Genomic DNA, 24761 nt, shown 5'->3' with positions numbered 1-24761 from the left:
CCGTCCAGATCAGCAGGGGCACCGGGTTCTCCATCGGCGTGCGCGGCCCGGCAAAGCCCTGCCAAACACCGAATGCCAGAACCCCCGTCGCCAACAGGCTGGTCCCATGCCGCACCGCCCAGCGCGGCCGCCGCACCAGACCCACCGGCGCAAAAACCGCCTCTCCCGCCCACGAAGGCAGCATCGCCAGCAACAGCACCGTCAGGACGACACTCGCCACCCCTGCCGCGATATAGACGTCCGTCGGCAGCAACAGAACGAAGCTCTGCTCCGACGCGTGCGCCCACGCCATCCCGCCCCAGAACAGGACCAGACAGAACGGAACGAGCTGTCTCACGATCTCTTCTTCTGGCCCAAAATATCCCGGGGAGGAGGTCGAAACCCTGTTTCGACCGGAGGGGCTGGCCCCTCCTCACGACCGTCGAGCGTGGCGCAGCCACTCATTTCGGTCACCCCGGGTCGCGGATCAGGCTCTGGCACATGCAGTGCACGCCGCCACCCCCTTGGGTGATCATGGTCAAGTCCGGATCGTAAATCTCGAATCCCAACGCCTTCAGCTTCTCTTTCAGCGTTTTCGACCCTTCCGGCAACAGCACCCGGTCCTGCCCCAGCGCCACCACGTTGCAGCCCAGCGCGATCGTCTCCTGGAACGGCACCTCGACGATCTCGATCTTCTTGGCGCGTAGCCAGTCGACGATCTCGGGATCGGTGCAATCGGTGCAAACGGCTGCCAGCTTCGGCGCCAGCATCACCACCATCAGGTCGATATGCACATAGAACGGGTCGATATCGGCCAGTTTCACTTCCCAGCCCTCGGCCTCCATCCACGACGCGACCTGTTTCGCACCCTGCTCCATGGTCCGTCCTTCCTCGCCTTCCCAGCCGATCAGCACGCAGCCCGGCTCGATCACGTTGAAGTCGCCGCCCTCGAAGGTGCCCGCCGTGACGAAATCGTAAATCGGGATGCCAAGCCCCTGGTAGGTCTCGATCGCCCGGAAATTCTCGCCCCGGCGCCAGTATTGCGACATATGCGTGATGATCGCGCCATAGGGCGTCATCACCGAACTGTCCCGCGCATAGACCTGGTAGGGCAGCTCCGGGTCCGGCACATGGGTGTGCACCTCGACGCCCGCACTTTCATAGGCGCTCACCATCTCCGCATGTTGCTTTCGGGCAATGTCAGGGTCGAACTCAACGCCCCGCCGCAACGTCTTCTTGCTGACCGAGGATGTCTTCAGCCAGCGGTAATTTTCGATCGGCCCCAGCAGGACCGACCGCAACGTGCCATAATCACTATCCGCACCCCATTCGTTCAGCCTGGGCGTGCCCCCGCCCTCGCGCCGCGCACGCAGGGTGAAATTGTCAGCCGGTTGATCTTTCATGACAGGTCTCCTTTGCGCGAAAGGCTGAGCCGATGCCGCGCCCAAGTCAAGCGCGACCGCACCCGACCGTCCGCGCCACCCGCGTCATGCGCAAATTAGAGCCGTCCAAGCAAGACGCCTACGGCTCGAACCGCTCCGCCAGGTCCTCCGTGTCCCCGATCGACAGCAGTTTCATCTCCCGGATCAGCTTCAGCGTCGGCTTCAGGCAGAAGAATACCGATCCGAAGATAAACAGCCAGATCGCCGCAGTCTCCGTGTCCGACCAAAGGAACAGGATCGACCCCACCAGGAACGAGAACGCCGCGACGAAATCCGCGAGCGTGTGCAGCAGTTCGAAAATCGCATAAAGCCGCCGCGTCTTTGGGCTGATGTGGCGCTTGTCCTTGAACATCTGCATGGCGTTCTCTCCGGGCTGTCAAAAGACGGGCTCTAAAAAGACCACACAGTCCCTTTTGACAAGTAAAAGCCCCTAGCGCTGCGGAAAAGGCACCGCACCATCCGCCGCCAGCCGAAGGAAAAAACCCAGCACCTCGTCCTCGGTCGCCTGCTCGACGGCACCCGCGCGCACCGCTTCCCGGCTCCAGACCCAGGATTGCGCCGGATCGTCCCGCATCGCCCAGCCCGGAAACAGCCGGGTCCGGATCGTCCGCTCCACCAGCTTGCGCGGCTCCACGTGACGGTCATCCTGCCTGATCCGGGCGTAACACTCCCGAACCGCCTGTTCGGATCCTTCCAACAGTTGAAGGTACAGATCCGCCCGACAGATCAACGCCCCGGTGATACCGTCCCGCTCATTGCACCGCCGCGCATCCAGCAGGATGCCGGCGAGCATCGCGTCGTCATATCCGAATGGGCGGGAAGCATAGATCAACTGAATGAGCGCCATGGCAGGGCTCCTTTCACCCACACTCTATGTGCCGACGCTCACTCTGTCATTAGCTCGTCTTAGGGCTCTGCCCAAAGACGCCTAGCGGCTCAGGCCCCCATGCAGCGTCGGAACATCCAGCGCCGCGAAGCCATAATGCCGCAGCCACCGCAGGTCGCTATCAAAAAACGCCCGCAGGTCGGGGATGCCGTATTTCAGCATCGCGATCCGATCGATCCCCATGCCGAATGCAAAGCCCTGCCATTCATTCGGGTCGATATTCCCGGCCTCCAGCACCTTGGGATGCACCATGCCGGACCCGAGGATTTCCAGCCAATCATCGCCTTCGCCGATCTTCAACGTGCCGTCCTCCCACGAACACCGGATATCGACTTCCGCCGACGGCTCGGTGAACGGGAAATGCGACGCGCGGAACCGCAGTTCGACCTCGTCGACCTCGAAGAACGCCTTCACGAACTCTTCCAGAACCCATTTCAGGTTCGCCATCGAAATATCCTTGTCGATGGCCAAGCCCTCGACCTGGTGGAACATCGGCGTGTGCGTCTGGTCATAGTCGGCGCGGTAAACACGCCCCGGCGCGATCACCCGGATCGGCGCGCCCTGCGCCTGCATCGCGCGGATCTGCACCGGGCTGGTATGCGTACGCAGCACATGCGGCGGACGGTCGTCGCCTTCCGCGCGGTGGGTATAGAACGTGTCCATCTCGGCCCGCGCCGGGTGGTGGCTGGGAATGTTGAGCGCGTCGAAATTGTACCAGTCGCTCTCGATCTGCGGCCCCTCGGCCACGGCAAAGCCCATGTCGGCGAAGATCGCCGTGACCTCCTCGGTCACCTGGCTGATCGGATGAATGGTGCCCTCGCGGCGCGGCCGCCCCGGCAGGGTCACGTCCAGCCATTCGCCGCGCAGCCGTTCGTCCAGCGCGGCATCCGCCAGCGCCACCTTCTTGGCCGCCAGCGCGCTGTTGATCTCGTCCTTCAGCGCGTTCAGCTTCGGCCCCATCTCCTGCCGCTCTTCCGGCGTCATCTTGCCCAGCTCGCGCATCTTCAGCGCGACCTCGCCCTTCTTGCCCACGGCCTGCACACGCAGATCCTCCAGCGCGGCCTCGTCACCGGCCTCGGCAATGGCTTTCAGGTACTTGTCTCTCAGGTCATCCATGGCGTGTCACTCGTTTCCGGTTCGCAGGCCGGTTACCCCGACTGGCGCATCAGCGCAAGGTCGCCGCATAGTCCCGTGTGAACTGCACGTATCCGTCCGAGACGACACCGTGATGCCCCTGCATCATCCCGTGCAATTCCGGCAGGCGGTGAAACGGCACCTGCGGCAGGGCGTGATGCTCTGTGTGATAGGGCATGTTCCATGCCAGGAACCGCACGACCCGGTTGGTATATGTGGTGCGCGTGTTCCGGAACATGTCCGCGACGAAGGCACAGCGCCCATGCTCGGCCAGAAGGTACAGCCGCAGGAACGGTTGCCCCAGCAACGCCGGCAGGATCCAGACCCAGAAAAGCACCGGCGTCACCAAAAGGCTGGCCAGAGCGACAGCATAGACCACCAGCATCACCCGCGCCTCGTTCACCACCCGCGGCCGGGCACGCTGGGGCAGGTAGCGGCCCGGATCGCGTCCCGCCGCGTTGCGCAGGGTCTGGCCGATCATGGCCGTCCAGAACGGCAGGCCGGTGACATGCCACAGATAGGCGCGCCAACCCTCGGGTTTCGCCCGGCGGCCAAGAGTTCCGGGTCTTTGCCCGGGATGTTGGTATGCCGGTGATGCGCAAGGTGAAAGTACCGGAACCACTCGAACGGCTGCACGATCAAAAGGCCGCATAGCCGCCCCACCCATTCATTCAGCCATAGCGTTCGAAACGGCGTCTTGTGCGTGGCCTCATGTTCCAGCGTGAACAGAAAGCAGAGAGCAATCCCCTGTGGGATCAGCAGCGCCCACCAAAGCGGCCAGCCCAGCGCGATCCAGGCACCGAACAGCCCGATCAGACCGAAATGCCCCGCCAATCGGACCAGGCCGGGCGCATTCTCGGCCTTTGTCAGCCCGGCCAATTTGTCTCGCGGCAGGGCGGCGGTGAACTCCCGGTGATCCATGCCGAAAAGCCTAGGCTGCCCCTCGCGCTCCAGCAAGGGGAGATCGCCGGCCCCGCTCACGCACGGGTTACTTGACACCCCCAACGACGAACCATAGCGCAGCCGGGCAGGCTTTTTAATCAACATAAGCAGTTCCCCATGCGCAATCTTTCCCCCGCGGACCAGTTCCTTTTCGGGCTCATGAACGCCAGCCTCATCTTCACGTTGGTCTACTGGATCTTGGGCTTCGACACTCAGTTCGCCACCGGCTTCGCCATCGAGGACGGCCCCGTCGAATACGGCAGCGCCGTCATGCTCTTCGTGTCGGCGCTGGTGCTGGCGTGGCACTCCGCGCGCCAGTTCCGGAAAGGCCAGACACTTGCCGGGATCTGCCTGTCGATCTACGCGCTGATTTTCGTCTTCGGCATGGGCGAAGAGATTTCCTGGGGGCAGCGCATCCTTGGGCTGGAGACTCCCGAGGCGCTCCGGGAGATCAACTTTCAGGATGAGATCACGCTACACAACATAGTCGTGGGCGGCAAGCAGCTGACCAAGACGGTGTTCGGCAGCGGACTGACTGTCGCGATCCTGCTCTACCTGCTGGCGTTGCCGGCACTTTATGGCAAATCCCGCCTTGTCACGCGCGTCGCGGATCGTCTGGCATGGCCGGTGCCGTCATGGCGTCACGGCGTAATGGGCGTTATCGCCAGCGTGGTAATGCTGGTGGTCGATATCCCCCGCCAGTGGGAGGTCTACGAGTTCATCTTCAGCCTGCTGACCACGTCGATCTTCCTTGCGCCGGCCAACACCGCGACGTTCGGACGGCCAGACGCGGCCTGAGCCGCATCCACGCGCCCGCCCAGTGCCGGGCCAGTGGAAATCAGGCCGCTGACGTGCTGCGCAACTTGCGCACTTCGTGGTCATGCGCCGCCAGCAGCCGCTTGGCCTTTTCACTCAGTTCGGATTGCCCGTTACGGGTCTGCACGATCACGCGTACCATGTCTCTGCCTCCTGGTTTTCCACCCTTTTCGGGCCGTTGTGCCAGAAGGCATCGCACAACCTTGCGGAGAAAGTATGTCTGTTTTTAGAAAATTGTTAACGATCCCGGCACAATGACAAACGCCGCCGGGATGACCCGACGGCGCTGATCTTCTTGTCCCTCGAACGGCAGGCTTACGCGGTCAGCGCGCCTTTTGCCTGTTCCACGATGGCGCCGAATGCGGCGGGTTCGTGCACGGCCAGATCGGCCAGGACCTTGCGGTCCACTTCGACACCGGCCAGCGACAGGCCGTTGATGAACCGCGAATAGGTCAGCGATTCGTCATGCGCGCGCACGGCGGCATTGATCCGCTGGATCCACAGCGCGCGGAAGTTCCGTTTGCGGTTCTTGCGGTCGCGCGTGGCGTACTGGTTCGCCTTGTCCACGGCCTGTGCCGCCACCTTGAAGGTGTTCTTGCGGCGGCCATAGTACCCTTTGGCGGCGGTGGTGATTTTCTTGTGACGTGCGTGGGTAACGGTCCCACCTTTGACTCTTGCCATGTCTCGAACCTCCTCAGCGTGCGTAGGGCATCATCGGCTTGATGATACCTTCATCAGCCTTGCAAAGCGTCGTGGTGCCACGCGCGTTGCGGATGAACTTGTTGGTCCGTTTGATCATGCCGTGGCGCTTGCCGGCCTGGCCAGCCACCACACGGCCCTTGGCCGTCACTTTGAACCGCTTCTTGCAGCTCGATTTCGTCTTCATCTTGGGCATTTCCGGCTCCTCTTGATGGTCGGTCTTATGCGCGACTCGGCATGCCACTTCGGCCGGCCGCGCGAATGAGAGCGCCGTATAGGACGACAGCGTGCGTAAAGCAAGGGGGTTGGTGGCGGCGCACGCCTTTAAGTTCAGCCGCGCGGCCTCGCCGAAAGGGGGGCCTTGGACGGGCTGGCGATTTGGAACGTTGGCGCGTCGATTCACGTGGCTTCGGATCGCCTTCCTGCCGCACTCGCCGTCGTGCGGCCTCGGGGTCTCAGGTCAGGTATCTTGCCACCACCTGAACGAAGACGTCGGGTATCTCGTTGAATTCATAGCCGCCCGGATTGTTGCTGACCGCCCAGAAGATCATTACCGCCGACGCGATGATCGTGACCGCCGCCACCCGCGGCGCGTGCCCGTCTGACAGCGCCGACAGGATTGAAGGGATCGAAAAGACTCCCAGAACCAGGCCGATGACGAAAATAAGATCGGGATCCATTCAAAAGACCCTCCATGAACTGCTCTGACGCGCAGTATAGCGCAGTTCAGTCCTGGTCAGTCGAAGAAAGTTCCCTTTGGTTACAGGGCGCTACCCGCAGGATATTGGTCGTGCCCGGCACGTTGAACGGCACGCCGGCAGTCACGATCACAAGGTCCTCCTCGGTGGCATAGCCCTGTTTCAGCGCCGCGCGCGTGGCGTTCTGCACCGCCATCTTGAACCGCGAGAGTTCGGGCGTCATCACGCATTCCGTCCCCCAGTTCAGCGTCAGCCGTCGCGCTGTGTTGCGCACGTTCGTCATGGCGATGATCGGCACGCGCGGCCGCTCCCGCGCGGTCAACAGCGCCGTCGTCCCGCTCTGGGTATAACAGCAGATCGCGGCAACCTGCGTGGTCTCGGCAATCTCGCGCGCCGCGGCGACGATCCCGTCCGCCACCGTGGTCCGGTCAGCCTTGCGCGAGGCTTCGATGATCTCGGTATAGGTCGGGTCGTCCTCGACCTCGCGCGCCACGTTGTCCATCGTCTGGACCGCCTCGATGGGGTACTCGCCCGCCGCCGATTCCGCCGACAGCATGATCGCATCCGCCCCTTCGTAGATCGCGGTGGCCACGTCGCTGACCTCGGCACGGGTCGGCATCGGGCTTGAAATCATCGATTCCAGCATCTGCGTGGCGATGATCACCGGCTTGGCCGCCGCCCGGCACTTGCGCACCATCCGCTTTTGCAGCGGCGGCACGTTCTGCACCGGCAACTCGACGCCCAGGTCGCCGCGTGCCACCATGATCCCGTCGACCTCGTTCAGGATGGCGTCGAAATCCGTGACCGCCGAGGGTTTCTCCACCTTCACCATGATCGCTGCCCGTCCGCGCACCAGCGCGCTTGCCTCGATCACGTCCCGCGCCCGCTGCACGAAACTCAGCGCCAGCCAGTCCACGCCCAACTCGCAGGCAAACTCCAGGTCATCGCGGTCCTTCTCGGTCAGCGCGGCCAGCGGCAGCACCACGTCGGGCACGTTCACACCCTTGCGGTCGGAAATAGTGCCGCCGGTAATCACCTCGGTTTCGGCAAAGTCAGTGCCGCATTTCGTGACCCGAAGCCGGATCTTGCCGTCGTTCACCAACAGCCGCGCCCCGGGTTTCAACGCCTGGAAAATCTCGGGATGCGGCAGGTTCACCCGGTCGATCGTGCCTTCCGCCTCGTCAAGGTCCAGCCGGAACGCCGCGCCTTCTTCCAACTCTTCCGAGCCGTTCTTGAACGGCCCCACACGCAACTTCGGCCCCTGCAGGTCAGCCAGGATCGCGATCGGGCTGCCCAGGTCTTCCTCGACCTGCCGGATGATCTCGTGCTTGGCGCGGATATCGTCCTGCGTGCCATGGCTCATGTTCAGCCGGAACACGTCCGCCCCCGCCTCGTGCAGCGCCCGGATTGTCTCGTAGGTCTCCGATGCCGGGCCCAGCGTGGCCACGATCTTCACGTTGCGATAGCGTCTCATGTCTGTCCTTACCTTTATGTTCAGCCGGCGTTAGCGCTAAACTTACGCGGAGTTTATTACCCAATTCCCATTCCCTGACAACTGACATAAAAGTGGCGGGCAAGAGATGACATCAGCATGACATACCACCCGTTTTTCACAGAAGGGACAAATCGTCCCTCCCGATGGCTCGTCACCTGCGACCATGCCGCCAACACCGTCCCGGCTTTCGTGAACGATGGCTCATTGGGGCTCGATCCTGCCGACATGGCCCGCCACATCGCCTATGATCCGGGCGCCGCAGGGGTGGCCCGGGCACTGGCGGCAGCGCTTGATGCGCCTTGTATACTGTCCAACTTCTCTCGCCTCGTGATCGATCCAAATCGGGGCGAGGATGACCCGACCCTCGTGATGAAGCTCTACGACGGCACAATCATCCCGGCCAACCGCCATGTCGGCCCGGACGACATCGAACAGCGGCTGAATCGGCTGTATAGACCCTATCACAGCGAATTGGCCCACCTGGCGGCGCGGCAGGAGGGCACCATCATCGTGTCCATCCACTCCTTCACCCGGCAGCTTCAGGGCCGCCCGCCCCGGCCTTGGCATATCGGTGTGCTCTATGCCACGGACGAACGTCTCACGCGCCCCTTGATCAACCGGCTCGCAAACGAGCCCGATATTTGTGTCGGCGCGAACGAGCCATATGGCGGCCACCTGCCCGGGGACGCTATTGCCCGTCACGGCATCGCCTACCAGCGCCTGAACGCGCTGATCGAGCTGCGAAACGACCTCATCGTCACCAAGGACCAGCAAACCGCCTGGGCTGCCCGCCTTGCTCCCATGCTGCTCGAGGCCGCAGAACATGCTGGCGCCGGATTAGAGACTGTTTCACCCCAATCCGGTTGATTTTCCCCGAAATCCACCGCCACAATCCATCGTCAGGACAGGAGACCCCGTGCCGCACATCATCATCGAACATTCCCGCGGACTGGAAGACAGCCACGACCTTCAGGCTCTGTGCGACGACCTGTGGCAGAAATTCGCGAACCATCCCTCCGTCACCAGCCCCGACACCGTCCGCACCCGCACCATCGCCGCCACCGCTTCACGCATCGGGGTCGAACCGCGAAGCTTCGCCCATGCCACGCTCCTCCTCCTGCCCGGCCGCAGCGACGAGACGCGCGCCGAGCTGGCGCAGATCGTGCTCGACACGCTCGACAGCCATTTGCCGGACATCGGCAGCCTGACCGTCCGCTTAGATGACATTCATCAGCCCTATATGAAACGTATGCTCTGACCGAAAAAGGAGACCCGAAAAATGGACGACCAGACCCGCATCGAACTCGAGGCCGCCGCGTTCCGCACCCTGCGCGAGCACCTGATGGAAAAGCGCACCGATGTGCAGAACATCGACATGATGAACCTCGCCGGCTTTTGCCGCAATTGCCTCAGCCGCTGGTACCAGGAGGCCGCGAACGCGCGCGGCATCGACATGACCAAGGACGAGGCCCGCGAGATTTTCTACGGCATGACGATGGACGAGTGGAAGGCCAACTACCAGACCGACGCGTCGGACGACAAGAAGCAGGCCTTCGACAAGTCCTTCGCCGAGAATGTCGGTCCGAAAAGCTGACGGCGCAGGATGGCGTAAAACCCACATGAGGCCGCCCGTGCAGGCTGACGAGCGCGCGCCCTGTTAACCCGGCCAACCCAGGAAACTCGCACCGACGTCATACCACTCAAATACCGACGCGATACCGACGTCGCGTTTTCGGCAGAATCGGGCCGCGTTGACCTTCGATTCGCTCAGACCGCGACTTTCCGGCTTTCCTCGATGTAGATTTCCCGCAGCCGCGTCGCGACCGCCCCCGGCGTTCCGTCGCCCAGACGGGTCCCGTCGATCTCGACCACCGGCATCACGAAGGCGCTGGCCGATGTCACGAACGCCTCATCCGCTTCTCTGGCCTCCGCGACGCTGAAATTCCGTTCTTCCACCTGCATTTGCGCCTCTTCGGCAAAGCGCAGTACGGCGGCGCGGGTGATCCCGTGCAGGATGTCGTTCGACAGCGCCCGGGTGATGATCTTGCCGTCCTTGACGATATAGGCGTTGTTCGACGTGCCCTCGGTCACGAACCCGTCCTGGACCATCCAGGCATCGTCGCAGCCCGCTTTCTTGGCCATCATCTTGCCCATCGACGGATACAGCAACTGTGTTGTCTTGATGTCGCGACGGCCCCAGCGCATATCCTCTATGCTGATGATTTTGATACCTGTTTTGGCCGCCGGCCGGTTCGCGAGGTCCGGCATCGACTGGGTGAACAGCACCACGGTCGGCGGCGTGTCCGGATCCGGGAAAACGAAATCCCGGTCCCCCGGCGCGCCCCGCGTGACTTGCAAGTAGACAAGGCCATCCTCGATCTCGTTCACCCGCACCAGCTCGCGGTGGATCTCCAGCAGGTCGCCCATCACCGCCGGGTGCGGCATGTCCAGCTCGTTCAGCGACCGTTCCAGCCGGCGATTGTGCCCTTCGAAATCGATCAGCTTGCCGCCCAGCACGCTGGTCACCTCGTACACCCCGTCCCCCATCAGGAACGCCCTGTCGAAGATCGAGATTTTCGCTTCGGTCTCAGGCAGGTAATCGCCATTCACATACACGGTCCGCATCGTCATCCCCATAGTTTTGCGGTGGGCGGATGCACCCCGGCCGCGTCGAAAATCAAAGGTTCGTCCCGGTCTTCCGCCAACAACAGCGGCCCGTCAAGGTCGGTCACCGTCGCACCCTGCGCCACCAGAACCGCGGGCGCCATCGCAAGGCTCGAGCCGATCATGCAACCCACCATCACGTCATACCCTTCGGCCAGAGCAGCCTCGCGCAGCGCCAGTGCCTCGGTCAACCCGCCGGTCTTGTCCAACTTGATGTTCACCATGTCGTACTTGCCCTTCAGATTGGGCAGGCTGGCACGGTCGTGACAACTCTCATCCGCGCAAACCGGCACAGGCCGCTCCACGCCCAGCAGCGCTTCATCCTCCGCCGCCGGCAAGGGCTGTTCCACCAGTGCCACGCCCAAGCGTACCAGATGCGGCGCAAGGTCGGCATAGACCTCGGCACTCCAGCCTTCATTGGCGTCGACGATAATCTTGGCACCCGGTGCGCCCACGCGCACCGCCTCCAGACGCGGCATGTCATCGGGCGTGCCCAGCTTGATCTTCAATAGCGGGCGATGCGCATTCTTCGCCGCCTGCTCCTGCATCTTTTCGGGGTCGTCCAGCGATAGCGTATAGGCCGTGATCTCGGGCCCCGGCGCAGGCAATCCGGCCAGGTCCCACACCCGCGTTCCGGCCTGTTTCGCCTGCAAATCCCACAGCGCGCAATCCACCGCGTTCCGCGCCGCACCCGCGGGTAACAAATCGTAAAGCTTTTCGCGGGAAACTTCCTCGGGCAGGCTCTCGATCTGCGCCGTCACGCTGTCCAGCGTCTCGTCATACCGCGCATAGGGCACGCATTCGCCCCACCCGGTGACGCCGTCTTGGGTCACGCGCACGGTCAGAACCTTCGCTTCGGTGCGCGAACCTCGGCTGATGGTGAACACCTGCGCCAGCCGGAAGACATCGCGCGTCACGGAAATATGCATGAATCCGGGCCCTTCCTCTGGCCAGAAATATCCCCGCCGGAGGCATCCGCCAGACGCCACCAGCCAGGACGGTTGGATCAGAAAGCTTCCAGCGCGTCCACCAGCTTGGCCGCGCCAAAGCGATACGGGTCCGTCGCGGGCAGGCCCATCTCGTCCTCGACCTTGGACAGGTACGCCTTGGCGTCACCCTCGCTCATGTGCTGGGTGTTCACCGAAATGCCGACAACGCGACACTCCGGGTTGGCGACCTGCGCCAGCGGCAGCGCGGTGTCCCGCAGCGTCTGAAGGCTGGGCAGGCTGTAATCCGGCAGGCCCCGCATATGCGTGCGCGTCGGCTCGTGGCACAGAATCAGCGCATCGGGCTGACCGCCATGGATCAAGGCCATCGTTACCCCGGAATAGGACACGTGAAACAGGCTCCCCTGCCCCTCGATCAGGTCCCAGTGATCGTCGTCATTGTCCGGCGTCAGGTACTCGATCGACCCGGCCATGAAATCGGCAATCACCGCGTCCAGCGGCACGCCGTCGCCCGTGATCAGGATACCCGTCTGCCCGGTGGCGCGGAACGTGGCCTTCATGCCGCGCTCCTGCATGTCCCGCTCCATCGCCATCGCCGTGTACATCTTGCCGACCGAACAATCGGTGCCGACGGCAAGACAACGTTTGCCGCTGCGTTTCTTGCCATCCGCGATCGGATAGCGCACCGAGGGCACCCGCACGTCATGCAGCGTGCGTCCATGCGCCTCAGCCGCTGCCACAAGGTCCTCCTCGTGCTTCAGCAAGTTGTGCAGGCCCGACGCGATGTCATAGCCCATGCCGAGCGCCTCCAGCAGCACTTCCTTCCATTTCTCCGAGATCACGCCGCCCCGGTTCGCCACGCCGATCACCAGCGTCTTGGCCCCCGCCTCGCGCGCCTCACCCAGCGTCATGTCTGTCAGGCCAAGGTCGGCCCCGCATCCCGGCAGCCTTATCTGCCCCAGTGCGTATTCCGGTCGCCAGTCCCGAATGCCGATGGCCACCTTGGCCGCCAGCATGTCAGGCGCATCGCCGAGAAAAAGCAGGTATGGGGTCTCGATCATCTCGCAATCCTTTCCGGAATCAGGTTTGCACAATCGTGCGCTGAATGGCGGTGCATGTCATACCAAATTGGCCACCAATGACGATAGCGCGGAAAGATTCTCTGTCATCCTGCGAAATTTTTAGCAGATTCTTGCGCCGCCACTTCGGCCTCTCCCGCGCGCTCCTCCATCTCTTCCGACAGCGCCTCGGCTTGCAACAGCCCGGGCTGCGGCACACCGAGAACGCCCATGGCCTGCACCGTTCCCGTTTCGTCCGGCGGCTCGGAAGTGACACGCCGTGCGACGGCAATGCCGGCCACCACAAGGCTTGTCGCGCAGATGAAAGCCTGCAGCCCCCTCCCGTCCAGCATCGAAACAAGGTTGGGCCCCAGCAACATCCCGCCGAACTGTCCCAGTTGCAGCAGGAAGGCCATGGTGCCACTGGCCGCCACGATCTGGCCGGGGCTGAGGTGGTCGTTGGCGTGGGCCGCCAGTACGGAATAGACGGGCAAGGACACCGCCGCGATGATCGAAAACCCCAGAACCAGCCGCGAAGGCGACGTATCCACTATCATCCAGAACGCCGCCGCGCCTGACAGCAGCGCCAGCCCCATCACCACGAACCGTCGATCCACATGGTCGGCGACCCAGCCCACGGGGTACTGCACCGCCGCCGCTGCGATCATGGCCACGACCAGCGCCCCCGACGCCTGCGCCTCGGAGAACCCGCTGCGCAGGGCGTAAAGCGGCAACGCGATAAACCACGAGACGACGCCCGCTCCCATGATCACGATGCCCAGCACCGCCATCGGCGACACACGATAGAGACGTGCCACCGGCATCCGCTCGGGCGCGGTGTAGTCGGGCGCGCGGTTGTTCGACAAGAGCAGAGGTACGATCCCCACCGACAACAGGATCGAGGCCAGCCCGAACAACATGTTGCCCGTCGGGTCCGGCAGGCCGACCATCGCGGTGCCCAACGCCGGCCCTGCGGTCTGGATGATGAAATAGACTGAAAGGATCTGCGCCCGTAGCCGGTTCTCGGCCTTGGCGTTCAGCCAGCTTTCGGTAATCACGTAAAGCCCCGGAAAACAGAACCCCGCCAACAGGCGCATGACGCTCCAGCTGACCGGGTCGCTGGTCAGCAAATGCGCGATCGCCGCCACCGACACCATCGACGCCAGTGCCGAGAAGACTCGAATATGCCCGACCTTCTCGATCAGCCTTGGCGTAAGGACCGTCCCGGCCAGGGCACCCAAAGGATAGCAAGCCTGCATCAGCGCGATGGAGAAGTCGGAAAACCCGATTGCGGCGCCGCGGATCGTCAGCAGTGTCACCAACAACCCGTTGGCCACCATCAACATCATCATGCCCAGGAAAAGGGCCCAGTTTTCAAGAAGTGCGCGTCTCATGCGGCCCAAGGTAGCAGCCGCGTCGCTGCACGAACGCGCGTTTGCGACGCATGCAGGTCGTTGTCATCTGCTTGCCATTTCCCGCGCAATTTTATAGCTGGTCAGCGACGTGGATTCGCAACAATCTGACCAAAGGATCACAATATGAGTTTCCGCCCGCAACCCCCGCGCCCGCGCGGCCCAACCGTTGCCAACTTTTTGGCCCGGCATCCAATACCAGCCTGTTCGAGAAGATGGCCGCCTCTAAGGCTGACGTCATCAACCTCGATCTCGAGGATGCCGTGGCGCCGTCGGACAAGGACCAGGCGCGAAAGAACGCCATCGAGGCGATCAACGACATCGACTGGGGCAAAAAGACCCTCAGCGTACGCATCAACGGCCTTGATACCCAGTACTGGTACCGTGACGTGGTCGACCTGCTGGAACAGACCAACGGCCGTCTCGACATGATCATGATCCCCAAGGCGGGCTCGGGTGATGACATCTACGCTGTCGACGCGCTGGTCAGTTCCATCGAGCTTGCCAAGGGTCACAAGAAACGCATCGCGTTCGAATGCATCATCGAAACCGCGATGGGCATCTGCCATGTCGAGGATATCGCGCAAGGCAGCCCCCGGATGGAGGCGATGAGCCTCGGCGCGGCCGACTTCGCCGCCTACATGGGCATGCAGACCACCGGCATCGGAGGCACGCAGGAAAACTACTACATGCACCGCAAGGGCGAGAACTACTGGGTCGATCCGTGGCACTGGGCCACGGCCAAGATCGTCGCCTGCTGCCGCACCCATGGCCTGTTGCCGGTCGACGGCCCGTTTGGCGATTTCTCCGACCCCGAAGGCTTTCGCGCGCAGGCGCTGCGCGTGCTGACGCAAGGCATGGTCGGGAAATGGGCGATCCACCCCAGCCAGGTCGAGGCCTGCAACGAGATTTTCACGCCGACCGAGGAAGCCGTGACCGAGGCGCGCGAGATCCTTGAAGCGATGGAAGAAGCCAAGAAAAAGGGCCTGGGCGCGACCACATACAAGGGCCGTTTGATCGACATCGCCTCGATCAAGCAAGCCGAGGTCATCGTCAAGTCGGCGGAAATGATCGAAGACTGAACCGGGGCCGCTTGGCACGGAACGGCCCCCGGCGCGTCTGGGGGCCGTTTTGATTTGCAGTTTCCGGGTTCTGACGCAGCCGTGAATACGGTTGTGCAAATGGCACGGGACAACACTTTGAAACTGCGGCTAGGGTTCGGGGCAGGATAAATGCCTCAGGGACAGACAATGACCACACCGCCACTGCGTGCCGCCGACATCCTTGCCCAGCGTCTATACCGGGCGGGCTGTCGCCACGCCTTCGGTATGCCGGGCGGCGAAGTGTTGACCATCGTCGATGCGTTGGAGGCCGCGGGCATCAGGTTTACGCTGATCAAGCACGAGAATGCAGGCGGCTTCATCGCCGAGGGCGTTCACCACCGTGATGGGGCGCCGGCGATTCTTGTCGCCACCGTCGGGCCCGGCGCCATGAACTGCGCCAACGTCGTCGCCAACGCCGAGCAGGACCGTGTTCCGATGATCGTGCTGAGCGGTTGTGTCGACGCGGACGAGGCGCTGACCTATACACATCAGGTCCTCGACCACCGCGCCGTGTTCGCCCCGATCACCAAGGCGACATTCCAACTGACCGCGGCTGGAGCCGGCATCATTGCGGACAAGGCGGTGTCGATCGCGACGGAGCCGCGCTGCGGTCCGGTGTTGATAGACGTCCCGATCACCGTCGCGGATGCGCCCGTGGCCAGCGATATATCCCGCCCCCTACGGCCAACCGCATCTCGGTTTGCGCCCAGCGGCGCCGACGCGGCGCGCGCGCGCAAGGCTTTGGCCGACGCCACCCGTCCCATCGCCATTGTCGGGCTGGACGTGCTGCAGGAAGAGTCCCAGACAGTCCTGAGGGCCTTTCTCGAACAATTCGGCATCCCCATGATCACGACCTACAAGGCGAAGGGCGTGCTGCCGGAAGACCATCCGCTATGCCTCGGCGCCGCCGGCCTGTCGCCCTTGGCCGACACGCATCTGCTTCCCTTGGTCGCGCAGGCGGACCTTGTCCTTTGCATCGGCTATGACCCGATCGAGATGCGCACGGGCTGGCGCAATGCTGTCGATCCGGCCCGACAGACGGTGATCGACATCGCCGCTGTGCCGAACACGCATTACATGCACCAGGCGACGCTGAACTTCGTCGGGCATTGTGGTGAAACGCTCGAGATGCTGGCTCGGAACACGCCGGTGGCTGAAACCTGGGCAGATGGTGCCCCCGCCCGAACGCAAAACGCTCTTTTAGAAGCCTTTCCGGCGTCGGATAGGTGGGGGCCCGCAGGGGTCATCGCGGAAACCCGTGCCGTAATGCCCGACACCACGCTTGCCACCGCCGACAGCGGGGCGCACCGCATAATGATCAGCCAGATGTGGCGCTGCACCGAACCCCGCGGCCTTGTCCAGTCGTCTGCGCTTTGCACCATGGGGTGTGCGGTACCTCTGGCCATGGGCCTGAAGATCGCCGAGCCGGACCGTCCGGTGATCGGCTTTTCCGGCGATGCCGGTTTCCTGATGGTCGTCGGCGAACTGGCCACGGCGGCGGAACTGGGCCTGACACCAATCTTCCTCGTCTTCGTCGATGCCAGCCTTGCGCTGATCGAACTCAAGCAGCGCCAGCGGCAGATGGCGAACCGGGGCGTCGATTTCGCCCGGCATGATTTCGCGGCGATGGGCCGGGCCTTTGGCGGAGCCGGCCACACGGTGCGCAGCCGACCCGAACTCCGCGAGGCCCTGAAAGAGGCTATGAACTGTAAAACGTTCACGGTGATCGCAGCCGAAATCGAACCGGGCGGGTATGACGGCCGGATTTGACCCCAACGTCGGCTGACCTTGTAACATTCGCCCAAAAAAACGGCGAATCCCTACCCGTATCGGGGTAATTCCGCCGAGCGTCATGATTTTTAGGCGATTTTTCGCAGCCGTGCCCCAGACTCCATACACGAAGCTTCACCAATACGTTAGCGCGAACGATACGGTTACATGCCTGCCCTAACTGTTTGTTAAACAGGTTCAGCGGGCTGGACCCGCGTCAGTTACGGAAGAGTTCATGAAATTCGATATATTCGACCAGCCCATAAGCCTGTCCCGGGACAATGCCGTTGACGCGTGGAACAAGACGATGCTGGGCTTTTTAGCGCATGCTGCGGTCACGCCCAAACTTCTTGGCGAAGTTCTGGAGATCGAGCCCGACTTTGCGCTCGGGCATGCGGTCAAGGGGATGTTTTACGTCCTGCTGGGACGCCGTGAGCTTATGCAGACAGCGCGGGAGGCCCATATCACCGCGCGTAGAGCACTCAAGAACAGCGGCGCGACGCCCCGCGAACGAAGTTACGTCGATGCGCTCGGGGTCTGGCTGGACGGAAGCCCGAGCGGTGCAGTGGCGCACTTCGAAGAGATCCTTGACGGCCATCCGCAGGACGCTCTTGCGATGAAACTCGATCACGCGCTGCGCTTTGTCTTGGGCGACGCGAGCGGAATGCGCCGCTCTGTCGAAAGGATTCTTCCGGCCTATGGCCACGACCATGCGGCACGGGGGTATCTTCTGGGGTGTCATGCCTTCGCGCTGGAGGAAACTCGGGAATTTGAGAAGGCCGAGATCGCCGGGCGCCAGGCGCTGTGGCTGTCTCCTGACGATGCGTGGGGCCTGCACGCGGTTGCCCACGTCCACGACATGACGGCGAATGCCGCGAAAGGCCTGGAGTGGCTAACTGGACGCGAGGACGCCTGGGCGCATTGCAACAATTTCCGGTATCACGTCTGGTGGCACAAGGCGCTGATGCATCTCGATCTTGGGCAAGCGGATGCTGTCCTGAACCTGTACGACACCCAGATCCGCAGCGAACAGACCGACGATTACCGCGACATCTCGAACGCGACCTCGCTGCTGATGCGGCTGGAACTGGAGGGTATAAATGTCGGTAACCGTTGGGAGGAACTGTCCGAGATTTGCGCCAACCGGACCGAGGATGGCTGCCTGATCTTCGCTGACCTGCATTATCTCATGGCACTGACCGGCGACAAGAGACCCGGCGCTACCAACCGGCTGCTGCAACGGATCGCGCAGGATGCCAAGTCGAACTGCGAGATGGGCAGCCGGATGAGCGACCCCGGCGTCGCCGCGGCGCAGGGTCTCGAGGCGTTCGGCGAAGCGCGCTATGACACCGCCTTCGCCAACCTTGCCCGGGCCCGTGCCGGGATGCAGCGCGCAGGTGGCAGCCACGCGCAGCGCGACGTGTTCGAGCGCATAACAATCGACGCCGGAATCCGCGCCGGGTACTTGGATCAGGCCGAAGCAATACTAGATGATCGACAGTCCAAGCGTGCGGGGCGCGAAGACGGATATACCGCAGCCCGCCGTGCGCTGATCGCGTCGGGGCGTGGCGGGTACGATGCAACCTCACTGCCGGCCGAATAGATCAAACTCGATTCCCGGATACTGAATAGAAAGACGAACGCCATGGCGACAATTTCGCCATCATCCGACTACCAGAAGACCGTCGAGGCGCCGGCCGTAAGTGCAACGCCCGTCGCCACGCTTCGCGACCCACGGCTGGATTTCTTCCGCGGCATCGCGATGTTCATTATCCTTCTCGCCCATACGCCAGGCAATCTGTGGACCAAGTGGATTCCGGCGCGGTGGGGGTTCTCCGACGCAACCGAGATGTTCGTGTTTTGCTCCGGCATGGCCTCGGCCATCGCGTTCGGCAAGCTTTTTCAGACCAAGGGACTGGCCATCGGCTCGGCCCGTATCGCTTTTCGGGTCTGGCAGGTCTACTGGGCGCATATCGGCCTTTTCTTCGTGGTTCTGACCTGCATGTTGGCGCTGCCCTATCTAGGCTTCACGCTGCGCGATTATGTCAGCCAACTGAACCTGCCGCCGTTCCTCGACAACATCGAGGGAAACCTTATCGGCCTGATGACGTTGACGTACGTCCCTAACTATTTCGACATCCTGCCCATGTACCTTGTCATCCTTGCGATGATCCCCCTGATGATGGCGCTTTCGCGTATTCACCCGATGGTCGCACTGGGGGCCAGCGTTCTGATCTGGTGCACCGCCAATGTCGAGATAATGGAGCTTTTCGGAAGCGCCGACGTCACGCCTCTGCAACTGCCCGCGCAGTTCTGGTTTCCCGAGGGACAGGACACCCGCCCGTGGTTCTTCAACCCGTTCGGCTGGCAGCTGTGTTTCTTCACGGGCTTCGCGCTGATGATCGGCTGGCTGCCGCGGCCGCCGGTCAACCGATTTCTGATCGGAGTTGCGGTGGCCTATGTACTGTTCGCTTTCATCTTTTCGTCAGTCGGCATGCGTTCCTATGACTGGCAGCCGGAATGGTGGACCGGCATCCGCGAGTGGCAACGCGAAACCTATGGCGACATGGGCGTGCTTCGCAACAAGACGGAATTCGGCCTCTTTCGATACCTTCACCTGCTGGCGCTCGGGTATCTGGCCTGGGTTGCAGTGGGCGAGGGCGGCAGCAACCTGAAGATCGGCCAAACATGGTCGTGGGTGGTCAACAACATCATCATGAAGGTTGGACAGCAGTCGCTTGCCGTGTTCGTCTTCTCGATGCTGCTGGCGCGGTTCCTCGGGGTCTGGCTGGATGAAACCTCGACCTTGGTCGGTGACGACCTTGTACGTGACCCCTGGACCAATGCTTTCATCAACCTGTGCGGCTTCGCCCTGCTTGTCGCCTGCGCGTACACGGCGGCCTGGTTCAAATCCACCCCATGGAAACCGCGCAAACCTGCGAGGGCTGCAGCATGAGCCACGCCATCTCTCTTTCGCGCCGCGGTCTTCTCGGCGGGGTTGCGGCGTCGGCGCTTTCGTCCGCGTTGCCGCGCCTTGCCGCCGCAACCGACGGCCCGCTTGCCTTCAGCCGCGACATGATCGTCGAGAAAGCCCGCGCCTTGTCTCGCAGCGATTTCACGCCGCGTGATACGGTACCCGAGGACTGGCGCGCGCTGAGTTACGACCAGTATCGCGATATCCGATTTCCGATTGAGCATGCGCTCTGGGCAGACACCGACCGTTCCTACAACATAGATTTCTTCGCGCCGGGGCTTTATTTTCCCCGCGCCACCAAGGTGTCCGCGGTCGAGGACGGCACCGTGCGCCCCGTGCCTTTCGATCTTGCCATGTTCGACAAGGGCGACCTTGTCCCGGATCTGACCAAGACCGCCGAAAGTCTGGGATTCTCCGGCATCCGCCTGCGCACCGATCTGGGGCATCCGGAATACAAGACCGAATTCTGCGTCTTCCAGGGCGCCAGCTATTTCCGGGCGATCGGGATCGGCCAAACCTACGGGTTGTCCGGGCGGGGGCTGGCGCTTAGAACCGCCGATCCCGAGGGCGAGGAATTTCCGGAGTTCATCGAGTTCTGGCTCGAGGCTCCGGGGCCCGATCAGGCTAACATGGTCGTGCACGCCCTAATGGACAGCCCCAGCGTGACCGGGGCCTACCGCTTTGACATCGCCCCCGGGCCAGCCAGCGTGATGGAGGTCGAGGCAACCCTGTTTCCGCGGGTCGAGTTGGACCACGTGGGCTTGGGGCCATTGACCTCCATGTTCCTTTTCGATCAAACCAACCGCAACCAGTTCGACGACTTCCGGCCAGCCGTACACGACAATGACGGCTTGCTGATGCTGAATGGCAACGGCGAGGTGATCTGGCGTCCGCTGGCCAACCCCAGCCAGCTTCAGGTGTCCAGCTTCGTCGACACCAATCCGCGCGGTTTCGGGCTGATGCAGCGCGCCCGGAAGCTCTCCGATTTCGCCGATCTAGAGGCGCTTTATCACAACCGCCCCGGACTTTGGGTGGAACCCAAGGGGGACTGGGGCCGAGGCGCGGTGACACTGGTCGAGATTCCGACCCGGGAAGAGATCTACGACAATATCGTCGCCTATTGGCGACCGGCAGACCCCATGCCGGCGGGTCAACAGGTTGACCTATCGTACCGGCTGACCTGGGCAGCAGAGGCGCCGGTGCAGCGTGACGTGCCCCGCGTGCTGAACACTGCGATGGGCAAACGGGCCTTTGGCGAAGGTCGGGTCGTCGTGATCGATTTCGAGGATAGCCCGCTCTTCGATGACGGACCGGACGAGATCGACATGCACATCCACTCGCCACATGTCGAGGTCAGCGATGGCGTCCTGCAACGCAACCCGGCCACGGGCGGACTGAGACTGGCGTTCAATTTCGACCCCGGCGAACGCGGGCATGTCGAACTGCGCGCGCAACTGCGCAAGGACGGACAGGACGCGTCCGAAGTATGGCTTTACAGGTGGACAGCATGAGTATGAACGATCTGCGCGTAATGCCTCCGCTTGCCCCGCTCGACATGCCTGAGCAGGACCTTGACGCGTATTATGCCGACCCCAAGGCCCCCCCGGCCCGACCGGAAGAGCGCGTCGCGCTTTGGCGTTGTGTGGTCTTTATTCCGGCGATCCTGGCCACCATAGGCTTTGTCTGGTTCATGTGGGACTGGTTCGGCGCCGATGGCATCACCTGGGTCGAGGGCGTGTTGCTTGGCCTGATGTCGTTCAACGTATTCTGGCTTTGCCTGACGGTCACCACCGTTCTGTTGGGGATCGGCTCTCTGACACAAGCGCTGAAACGTCCCGGGCACCCGCGGCCGCTTAAGGTGGCGCTGCTGATGCCGATCTACAACGAGGTGCCTTGGTATGTCCTCGGCAACGCGCGTTCCATGCTCGAAGAACTGAGGGCGCGTGGCGGTCCGCATGATTACGCCATGTTCATCCTGAGCGATACGCGGGACGACTCCATCGCGCGGGCCGAACAGGACGCAATCCGCTCGCTACAGGCCACGCTGTCGCCGGGGCTGCGCATCTATTATCGCAGACGGGCCGAGAATATCGATCGCAAGGTCGGAAACATCACCGATTGGGTCCAGAACTGGGGCGCCGACTGGCCCGCCATGCTGGTGCTGGACGCGGACAGCCTGATGTCCGGCCGCGCGATTGGCCGCCTGACCGATGCGCTGGCGCAGGATCCCGGCGCCGGCCTCATCCAAAGCTGCCCGCAATTGATCGGCGCCAACACCGTCTTTTCCCGGATGCAGCAGTTCGCCAACGGGGTTTACGGCACCGCACTGGCCGAAGGTCTGGCCCGCTGGACCGGGCAGGAAGGCAACTACTGGGGTCATAATGCGATCATCCGCACCGAGGCTTTCGCCGCCAGTGCCGGCCTACCTCGCCTGCGTTCGCTGACGGGACGCCACCAGTTGATCATGAGCCACGATTTCGTCGAAGCCGGCCTTTTGCGCCGCGCTGGGTGGAGCGTACGGGTTTTCCCGCGCATTCGCGGCTCCTACGAGGAAACGCCGCCGACGCTGATCGACCACATTCAGCGGGACCGCCGCTGGTGCCAGGGCAACCTGCAACACCTGCGCCTTTTGTCGACGCGCGGCCTGCGGACCGCGTCACGCTTTCATATGTTTCACGGCGCCATGAGCTATCTCGCGTCACCGATCTGGTTCGCACTCCTGGTGATGTGGGCGCTGATGGGACAAGGCGGCGACAAGTCGGTGCTGACCTATTTCCGCCCCGACAACCCGCTGATGCCCGCCTGGCCCGAGATGACCGAGGCGCGGCACATCCTGATCATCGCGCTGATGTATTCGCTGCTCTTGCTACCCAAGCTTCTGGGCATCCTGGTGGTGCCTCTGACACGGTCGCGCTTTGCCGAATATGGTGGGCCATGGCGTTTCGCGCTGTCATTTCTGTCCGAACTCGCGTTGTCCGTGGCCTACGCGCCTATCCTGATGGTGCAGCAGATGATCGCGGTGTTTCGCACCGTCTTTGGCTTGCAAAGCGGCTGGAGCCCTCAACAGCGCGAGGGCGGTCGTTACGGGCTAGGCACCTTGCTGATCTGCCATGCGCTGGAAACGGTAAGCGGCGTGCTTCTGGTTGCGGGCATGGCGGCGGGGCTGGTCTCCTTGTGGCTGCTGCCTATCGCGGTAAGCCTTGTGCTGGCTGTGCCCCTGTCGGCGCTCAGCGGCGTGTCGTTGAAGGGGCTGGTCTCAAAGTGGATGGGAACCAAGGAGTTGTGGCGCGAACCCCCGATCACCCAGGCCGCCCGACACTACCGCGCGGAACTGAAGCTGGCGCTGGAGGGCAAGCCATCTCCGCAGCCAGCCGCGGAATAGGTGCGCCTCAGCCGTCGAAAGGGGTCACGGGCAATCCCGTCTCGATCCAGCCCGGGCCAGCGTTCGAGCCCAACATCCCTTCGGGTACGTTGATGACCCGTGTGTAACCTGCCTCGGTCAGCGCGATGCTCAGCCGCGCGGATCGGACGCCGCGTGCACAAATCAGGGCGATCGGCACGTCCTTGCGCGTGCCAGTCAATGCATCGAGCTTTGCGGTGAACCCGGTATGTCGCATGTCGATCGGATGGGCGCTTTGGCCGATGCCGGTGCGCGACCACTCATCGGGCCGGCGGATATCGACAAGGATGATCTCCCCCGCTTTCGCTGCCTCGAACGCGTCGCGCGCCGAGTAGGCAGGGCCGTCAAATTCCGCCATCGGCCAGACAGTCCAACCTGCCGCGGCCGCTGCGGCAACGACCAGGCCGGCACCAAGCATAGCGCGGCGGGAAAACGGCGATGGGGATTTGCGTGGCATCTATCGTCCCGGCAGAACCGATCCCAGTTTATTCCGACCCGTTGCACATGTCATGACACCTTGCCTCACCGCATCACACGTTCGCGGGACCGCGCCTGTGCAAGCCAGCCAAGCGATGCCTTGGTTTCACCCGCGGGCCTGTACTCAGCGCCCAGAGGGTTGGTCCAGCCAAGCGCGTCTATCTCGCGGAAGACCATGTCATAGTCCACGTCGCCGTGATCCGGCGCACCACGGTCCGGAACCGCGGCGAACTGGATATGTCCAACATCCGGCAGGACCGCCCGCAAACGTGCGATCACGTCTCCCTCGACCCGTGCCACATGGTAGCAATCGAACATCAACTTAATGTTCGGCGCGCCAACTTCAGCGATCACTTCTTGCGCCTGGGCAGTGGTGCGAAGAAAATAGCCCGGCACGTCGAACGGGTTGATCGGTTCGATCAGAATCGTACGATCGGGGGCAATGTCGCAGGCATAGGAAAGGTTCTCCAGGAATGCCGTCTTTGCCGCCGGCCCCTCGGCCTTGCCGGCCATGACGTGAATCGCACCGGCACCGGCCACGCGCGCATATTCGGCAGCGGCACCAATCGCCGCGCGCGCTTCCGCGCCACGATCAGGCAGGGCGGCGAGGCCAAAGTCCCCGGCATCGGCATTGCCCCACGCGGTATTCAGGCTCAACAAGGGCAGGCTCGTCTCGTGCAGCGCGTCGCGTAAAACGTCGGGGGCTGTATCATACGGGCAATGGCATTCCACCGCGTCGAAACCGGCTCCTGCGGCGGCCCGGATGGCCTCCGGCAGAGCCAGCTGGGCCCAGAGAAAACCGAGATTGGCGGAAAACCTTGGCATGAAACCTGCTTCAACCCGCTTTTGCAGACAGGATGACCCT

24 protein-coding genes and 2 pseudogenes are annotated in these 24761 nt (G+C 62.9%); 10 read left to right on the top strand and 16 right to left on the bottom strand.

All coding sequences use genetic code 11. The features are described 5' to 3' along the window. Positions 1-449: 449 nt before the first annotated feature. The 6 genes and pseudogenes from ACSQ76_RS01275 to ACSQ76_RS01250 form a co-directional block, all read right to left on the bottom strand. Positions 450-1382: a dimethylarginine dimethylaminohydrolase family protein gene (locus ACSQ76_RS01275; protein WP_437155146.1), complete on the bottom strand. Its 933-nt coding sequence runs from the start codon at positions 1380-1382 to the stop codon at positions 450-452. Positions 1383-1500: 118 nt separating this feature from the next. Further along, positions 1501-1779, bottom strand: a complete 279-nt coding sequence (locus tag ACSQ76_RS01270) for a YrhK family protein (protein WP_306128690.1) — start codon at positions 1777-1779, stop codon at positions 1501-1503. Positions 1780-1851: 72 nt separating this feature from the next. Next, on the bottom strand, positions 1852-2268 hold the full coding sequence (locus ACSQ76_RS01265; RefSeq protein ID WP_437155145.1) for a BLUF domain-containing protein: 417 nt from the start codon (positions 2266-2268) through the stop codon (positions 1852-1854). Positions 2269-2349: 81 nt separating this feature from the next. Further along, positions 2350-3423: a phenylalanine--tRNA ligase subunit alpha gene (gene pheS / locus ACSQ76_RS01260; RefSeq protein WP_437155144.1), complete on the bottom strand. Its 1074-nt coding sequence runs from the start codon at positions 3421-3423 to the stop codon at positions 2350-2352. Positions 3424-3472: 49 nt separating this feature from the next. Next, a complete protein-coding gene (locus tag ACSQ76_RS01255) occupies positions 3473-4093 on the bottom strand; it encodes a fatty acid desaturase (protein ID WP_437155143.1) in 621 nt (206 codons plus the stop codon). After that, positions 4093-4362, bottom strand: a pseudogene (locus ACSQ76_RS01250) (fatty acid desaturase); the annotation flags it as partial. The pseudogene ACSQ76_RS01250 and the gene ACSQ76_RS01255, both read right to left, overlap by 1 nt. Before the next feature lie 138 nt (positions 4363-4500). Here ACSQ76_RS01250 and ACSQ76_RS01245 point away from each other — a divergent pair. Next, positions 4501-5181, top strand: coding sequence for a hypothetical protein (locus ACSQ76_RS01245; RefSeq protein ID WP_437155142.1), 681 nt, complete (start codon positions 4501-4503; stop codon positions 5179-5181). 333 nt (positions 5182-5514) lie between these two features. On the opposite strand, the gene rplT is transcribed toward ACSQ76_RS01245, so the two are convergent. The 4 genes from rplT to pyk form a co-directional block, all read right to left on the bottom strand. Then, positions 5515-5880: a 50S ribosomal protein L20 gene (gene rplT / locus ACSQ76_RS01240; protein ID WP_306128695.1), complete on the bottom strand. Its 366-nt coding sequence runs from the start codon at positions 5878-5880 to the stop codon at positions 5515-5517. 13 nt (positions 5881-5893) lie between these two features. Continuing rightward, a complete protein-coding gene (gene rpmI, locus ACSQ76_RS01235) occupies positions 5894-6094 on the bottom strand; it encodes a 50S ribosomal protein L35 (protein ID WP_103763596.1) in 201 nt (66 codons plus the stop codon). A 259-nt stretch (positions 6095-6353) separates the two neighbouring features. After that, complete coding sequence (locus ACSQ76_RS01230) at positions 6354-6578, bottom strand: hypothetical protein (RefSeq protein WP_306128696.1); 225 nt, start codon at positions 6576-6578, stop codon at positions 6354-6356. Positions 6579-6624: 46 nt separating this feature from the next. Beyond that, entirely contained in the window at positions 6625-8070 is a 1446-nt protein-coding gene (gene pyk, locus ACSQ76_RS01225) for a pyruvate kinase (RefSeq protein WP_437155141.1), read from the bottom strand. A 117-nt stretch (positions 8071-8187) separates the two neighbouring features. On the opposite strand from pyk, the gene ACSQ76_RS01220 reads away from it, so the two are divergent. The 3 genes from ACSQ76_RS01220 to ACSQ76_RS01210 are packed head-to-tail and all read left to right on the top strand — an operon-like array spanning position 8188 to position 9685. After that, the gene (locus tag ACSQ76_RS01220) at positions 8188-8958 is read left to right on the top strand and encodes an N-formylglutamate amidohydrolase (protein WP_437155140.1); all 771 of its coding nucleotides are present in this window, start codon (positions 8188-8190) and stop codon (positions 8956-8958) included. Between the two features lie 49 nt (positions 8959-9007). Continuing rightward, positions 9008-9349 carry a 5-carboxymethyl-2-hydroxymuconate Delta-isomerase gene (locus ACSQ76_RS01215; RefSeq protein ID WP_437155139.1) on the top strand — a complete coding sequence of 114 codons (342 nt, stop codon included), beginning with the start codon at positions 9008-9010 and terminating at the stop codon, positions 9347-9349. A 21-nt stretch (positions 9350-9370) separates the two neighbouring features. After that, positions 9371-9685, top strand: a complete 315-nt coding sequence (locus tag ACSQ76_RS01210) for a DUF1244 domain-containing protein (RefSeq protein ID WP_306128700.1) — start codon at positions 9371-9373, stop codon at positions 9683-9685. Between the two features lie 173 nt (positions 9686-9858). Here the strand turns inward: ACSQ76_RS01210 and ACSQ76_RS01205 are convergent, their stop codons facing one another. From ACSQ76_RS01205 to ACSQ76_RS01190, 4 genes are all read right to left on the bottom strand, one after another. Next, positions 9859-10716 carry a D-amino-acid transaminase gene (locus ACSQ76_RS01205; protein ID WP_437155138.1) on the bottom strand — a complete coding sequence of 286 codons (858 nt, stop codon included), beginning with the start codon at positions 10714-10716 and terminating at the stop codon, positions 9859-9861. A gap of 2 nt (positions 10717-10718) precedes the next feature. After that, a complete protein-coding gene (gene dgcA, locus ACSQ76_RS01200; protein WP_437155137.1) occupies positions 10719-11684 on the bottom strand; it encodes an N-acetyl-D-Glu racemase DgcA in 966 nt (321 codons plus the stop codon). Positions 11685-11761: 77 nt separating this feature from the next. Then, positions 11762-12763, bottom strand: coding sequence for an N-acetyltransferase DgcN (gene dgcN, locus ACSQ76_RS01195; protein ID WP_437155136.1), 1002 nt, complete (start codon positions 12761-12763; stop codon positions 11762-11764). 104 nt (positions 12764-12867) lie between these two features. After that, positions 12868-14154, bottom strand: coding sequence for an MFS transporter (locus ACSQ76_RS01190; RefSeq protein ID WP_437155135.1), 1287 nt, complete (start codon positions 14152-14154; stop codon positions 12868-12870). A 144-nt stretch (positions 14155-14298) separates the two neighbouring features. Here ACSQ76_RS01190 and ACSQ76_RS01185 point away from each other — a divergent pair. The 6 genes and pseudogenes from ACSQ76_RS01185 (at position 14299) to mdoH (ending at position 23401) form a co-directional block, all read left to right on the top strand. Continuing rightward, positions 14299-15254 (top strand): annotated as a pseudogene (locus ACSQ76_RS01185) (HpcH/HpaI aldolase/citrate lyase family protein). Between the two features lie 168 nt (positions 15255-15422). Further along, positions 15423-17045 carry a thiamine pyrophosphate-binding protein gene (locus ACSQ76_RS01180; protein ID WP_437155134.1) on the top strand — a complete coding sequence of 541 codons (1623 nt, stop codon included), beginning with the start codon at positions 15423-15425 and terminating at the stop codon, positions 17043-17045. Positions 17046-17280: 235 nt separating this feature from the next. Beyond that, a complete protein-coding gene (locus ACSQ76_RS01175; protein WP_437155133.1) occupies positions 17281-18648 on the top strand; it encodes a tetratricopeptide repeat protein in 1368 nt (455 codons plus the stop codon). A 42-nt stretch (positions 18649-18690) separates the two neighbouring features. Then, a complete protein-coding gene (locus ACSQ76_RS01170) occupies positions 18691-20001 on the top strand; it encodes an OpgC family protein (protein WP_437155132.1) in 1311 nt (436 codons plus the stop codon). Further along, on the top strand, positions 19998-21530 hold the full coding sequence (locus ACSQ76_RS01165) for a glucan biosynthesis protein (RefSeq protein ID WP_306128709.1): 1533 nt from the start codon (positions 19998-20000) through the stop codon (positions 21528-21530). The genes ACSQ76_RS01170 and ACSQ76_RS01165 overlap by 4 nt, the downstream gene beginning before the upstream one ends. A gap of 2 nt (positions 21531-21532) precedes the next feature. Further along, entirely contained in the window at positions 21533-23401 is a 1869-nt protein-coding gene (mdoH, locus tag ACSQ76_RS01160) for a glucans biosynthesis glucosyltransferase MdoH (protein WP_437158137.1), read from the top strand. 7 nt (positions 23402-23408) lie between these two features. Here mdoH and ACSQ76_RS01155 read toward each other — a convergent pair whose 3' ends face one another. Together ACSQ76_RS01155 and ACSQ76_RS01150 are read right to left on the bottom strand one after the other, a co-directional pair. Next, positions 23409-23777 carry a rhodanese-like domain-containing protein gene (locus ACSQ76_RS01155; RefSeq protein ID WP_437155131.1) on the bottom strand — a complete coding sequence of 123 codons (369 nt, stop codon included), beginning with the start codon at positions 23775-23777 and terminating at the stop codon, positions 23409-23411. Positions 23778-23941: 164 nt separating this feature from the next. Continuing rightward, on the bottom strand, positions 23942-24721 hold the full coding sequence (locus tag ACSQ76_RS01150) for a hydroxypyruvate isomerase family protein (RefSeq protein WP_437155130.1): 780 nt from the start codon (positions 24719-24721) through the stop codon (positions 23942-23944). Between the last annotated feature and the right edge of the window lie 40 nt (positions 24722-24761).

Source organism: Roseovarius sp. B08 (genome assembly GCF_051417955.1).
Taxonomy (GTDB): domain Bacteria; phylum Pseudomonadota; class Alphaproteobacteria; order Rhodobacterales; family Rhodobacteraceae; genus Roseovarius.
Note: the sequence above shows the minus strand (reverse complement) of the source record. Positions and strands in the feature narration are given on the sequence as shown.

Coding starts and splice junctions, on each gene's coding strand:
- rplT (WP_306128695.1), bottom strand. CDS start 5,880: ATGGCAAGAGTCAAAGGTGGGACCGTTACCCACGCACGTCACAAGAAA.
- ACSQ76_RS01150 (WP_437155130.1), bottom strand. CDS start 24,721: ATGCCAAGGTTTTCCGCCAATCTCGGTTTTCTCTGGGCCCAGCTGGCT.
- dgcN (WP_437155136.1), bottom strand. CDS start 12,763: ATGATCGAGACCCCATACCTGCTTTTTCTCGGCGATGCGCCTGACATG.
- pyk (WP_437155141.1), bottom strand. CDS start 8,070: ATGAGACGCTATCGCAACGTGAAGATCGTGGCCACGCTGGGCCCGGCA.
- ACSQ76_RS01155 (WP_437155131.1), bottom strand. CDS start 23,777: ATGGCGGAATTTGACGGCCCTGCCTACTCGGCGCGCGACGCGTTCGAG.
- ACSQ76_RS01270 (WP_306128690.1), bottom strand. CDS start 1,779: ATGCAGATGTTCAAGGACAAGCGCCACATCAGCCCAAAGACGCGGCGG.
- ACSQ76_RS01210 (WP_306128700.1), top strand. CDS start 9,371: ATGGACGACCAGACCCGCATCGAACTCGAGGCCGCCGCGTTCCGCACC.
- pheS (WP_437155144.1), bottom strand. CDS start 3,423: ATGGATGACCTGAGAGACAAGTACCTGAAAGCCATTGCCGAGGCCGGT.
- mdoH (WP_437158137.1), top strand. CDS start 21,533: ATGAACGATCTGCGCGTAATGCCTCCGCTTGCCCCGCTCGACATGCCT.
- ACSQ76_RS01165 (WP_306128709.1), top strand. CDS start 19,998: ATGAGCCACGCCATCTCTCTTTCGCGCCGCGGTCTTCTCGGCGGGGTT.
- ACSQ76_RS01255 (WP_437155143.1), bottom strand. CDS start 4,093: ATGCGGCCTTTTGATCGTGCAGCCGTTCGAGTGGTTCCGGTACTTTCA.
- ACSQ76_RS01245 (WP_437155142.1), top strand. CDS start 4,501: ATGCGCAATCTTTCCCCCGCGGACCAGTTCCTTTTCGGGCTCATGAAC.
- ACSQ76_RS01230 (WP_306128696.1), bottom strand. CDS start 6,578: ATGGATCCCGATCTTATTTTCGTCATCGGCCTGGTTCTGGGAGTCTTT.
- ACSQ76_RS01175 (WP_437155133.1), top strand. CDS start 17,281: ATGAAATTCGATATATTCGACCAGCCCATAAGCCTGTCCCGGGACAAT.
- ACSQ76_RS01275 (WP_437155146.1), bottom strand. CDS start 1,382: ATGAAAGATCAACCGGCTGACAATTTCACCCTGCGTGCGCGGCGCGAG.
- ACSQ76_RS01190 (WP_437155135.1), bottom strand. CDS start 14,154: ATGAGACGCGCACTTCTTGAAAACTGGGCCCTTTTCCTGGGCATGATG.
- ACSQ76_RS01220 (WP_437155140.1), top strand. CDS start 8,188: ATGACATACCACCCGTTTTTCACAGAAGGGACAAATCGTCCCTCCCGA.
- rpmI (WP_103763596.1), bottom strand. CDS start 6,094: ATGCCCAAGATGAAGACGAAATCGAGCTGCAAGAAGCGGTTCAAAGTG.
- ACSQ76_RS01170 (WP_437155132.1), top strand. CDS start 18,691: ATGGCGACAATTTCGCCATCATCCGACTACCAGAAGACCGTCGAGGCG.
- dgcA (WP_437155137.1), bottom strand. CDS start 11,684: ATGCATATTTCCGTGACGCGCGATGTCTTCCGGCTGGCGCAGGTGTTC.
- ACSQ76_RS01265 (WP_437155145.1), bottom strand. CDS start 2,268: ATGGCGCTCATTCAGTTGATCTATGCTTCCCGCCCATTCGGATATGAC.
- ACSQ76_RS01205 (WP_437155138.1), bottom strand. CDS start 10,716: ATGCGGACCGTGTATGTGAATGGCGATTACCTGCCTGAGACCGAAGCG.
- ACSQ76_RS01180 (WP_437155134.1), top strand. CDS start 15,423: ATGACCACACCGCCACTGCGTGCCGCCGACATCCTTGCCCAGCGTCTA.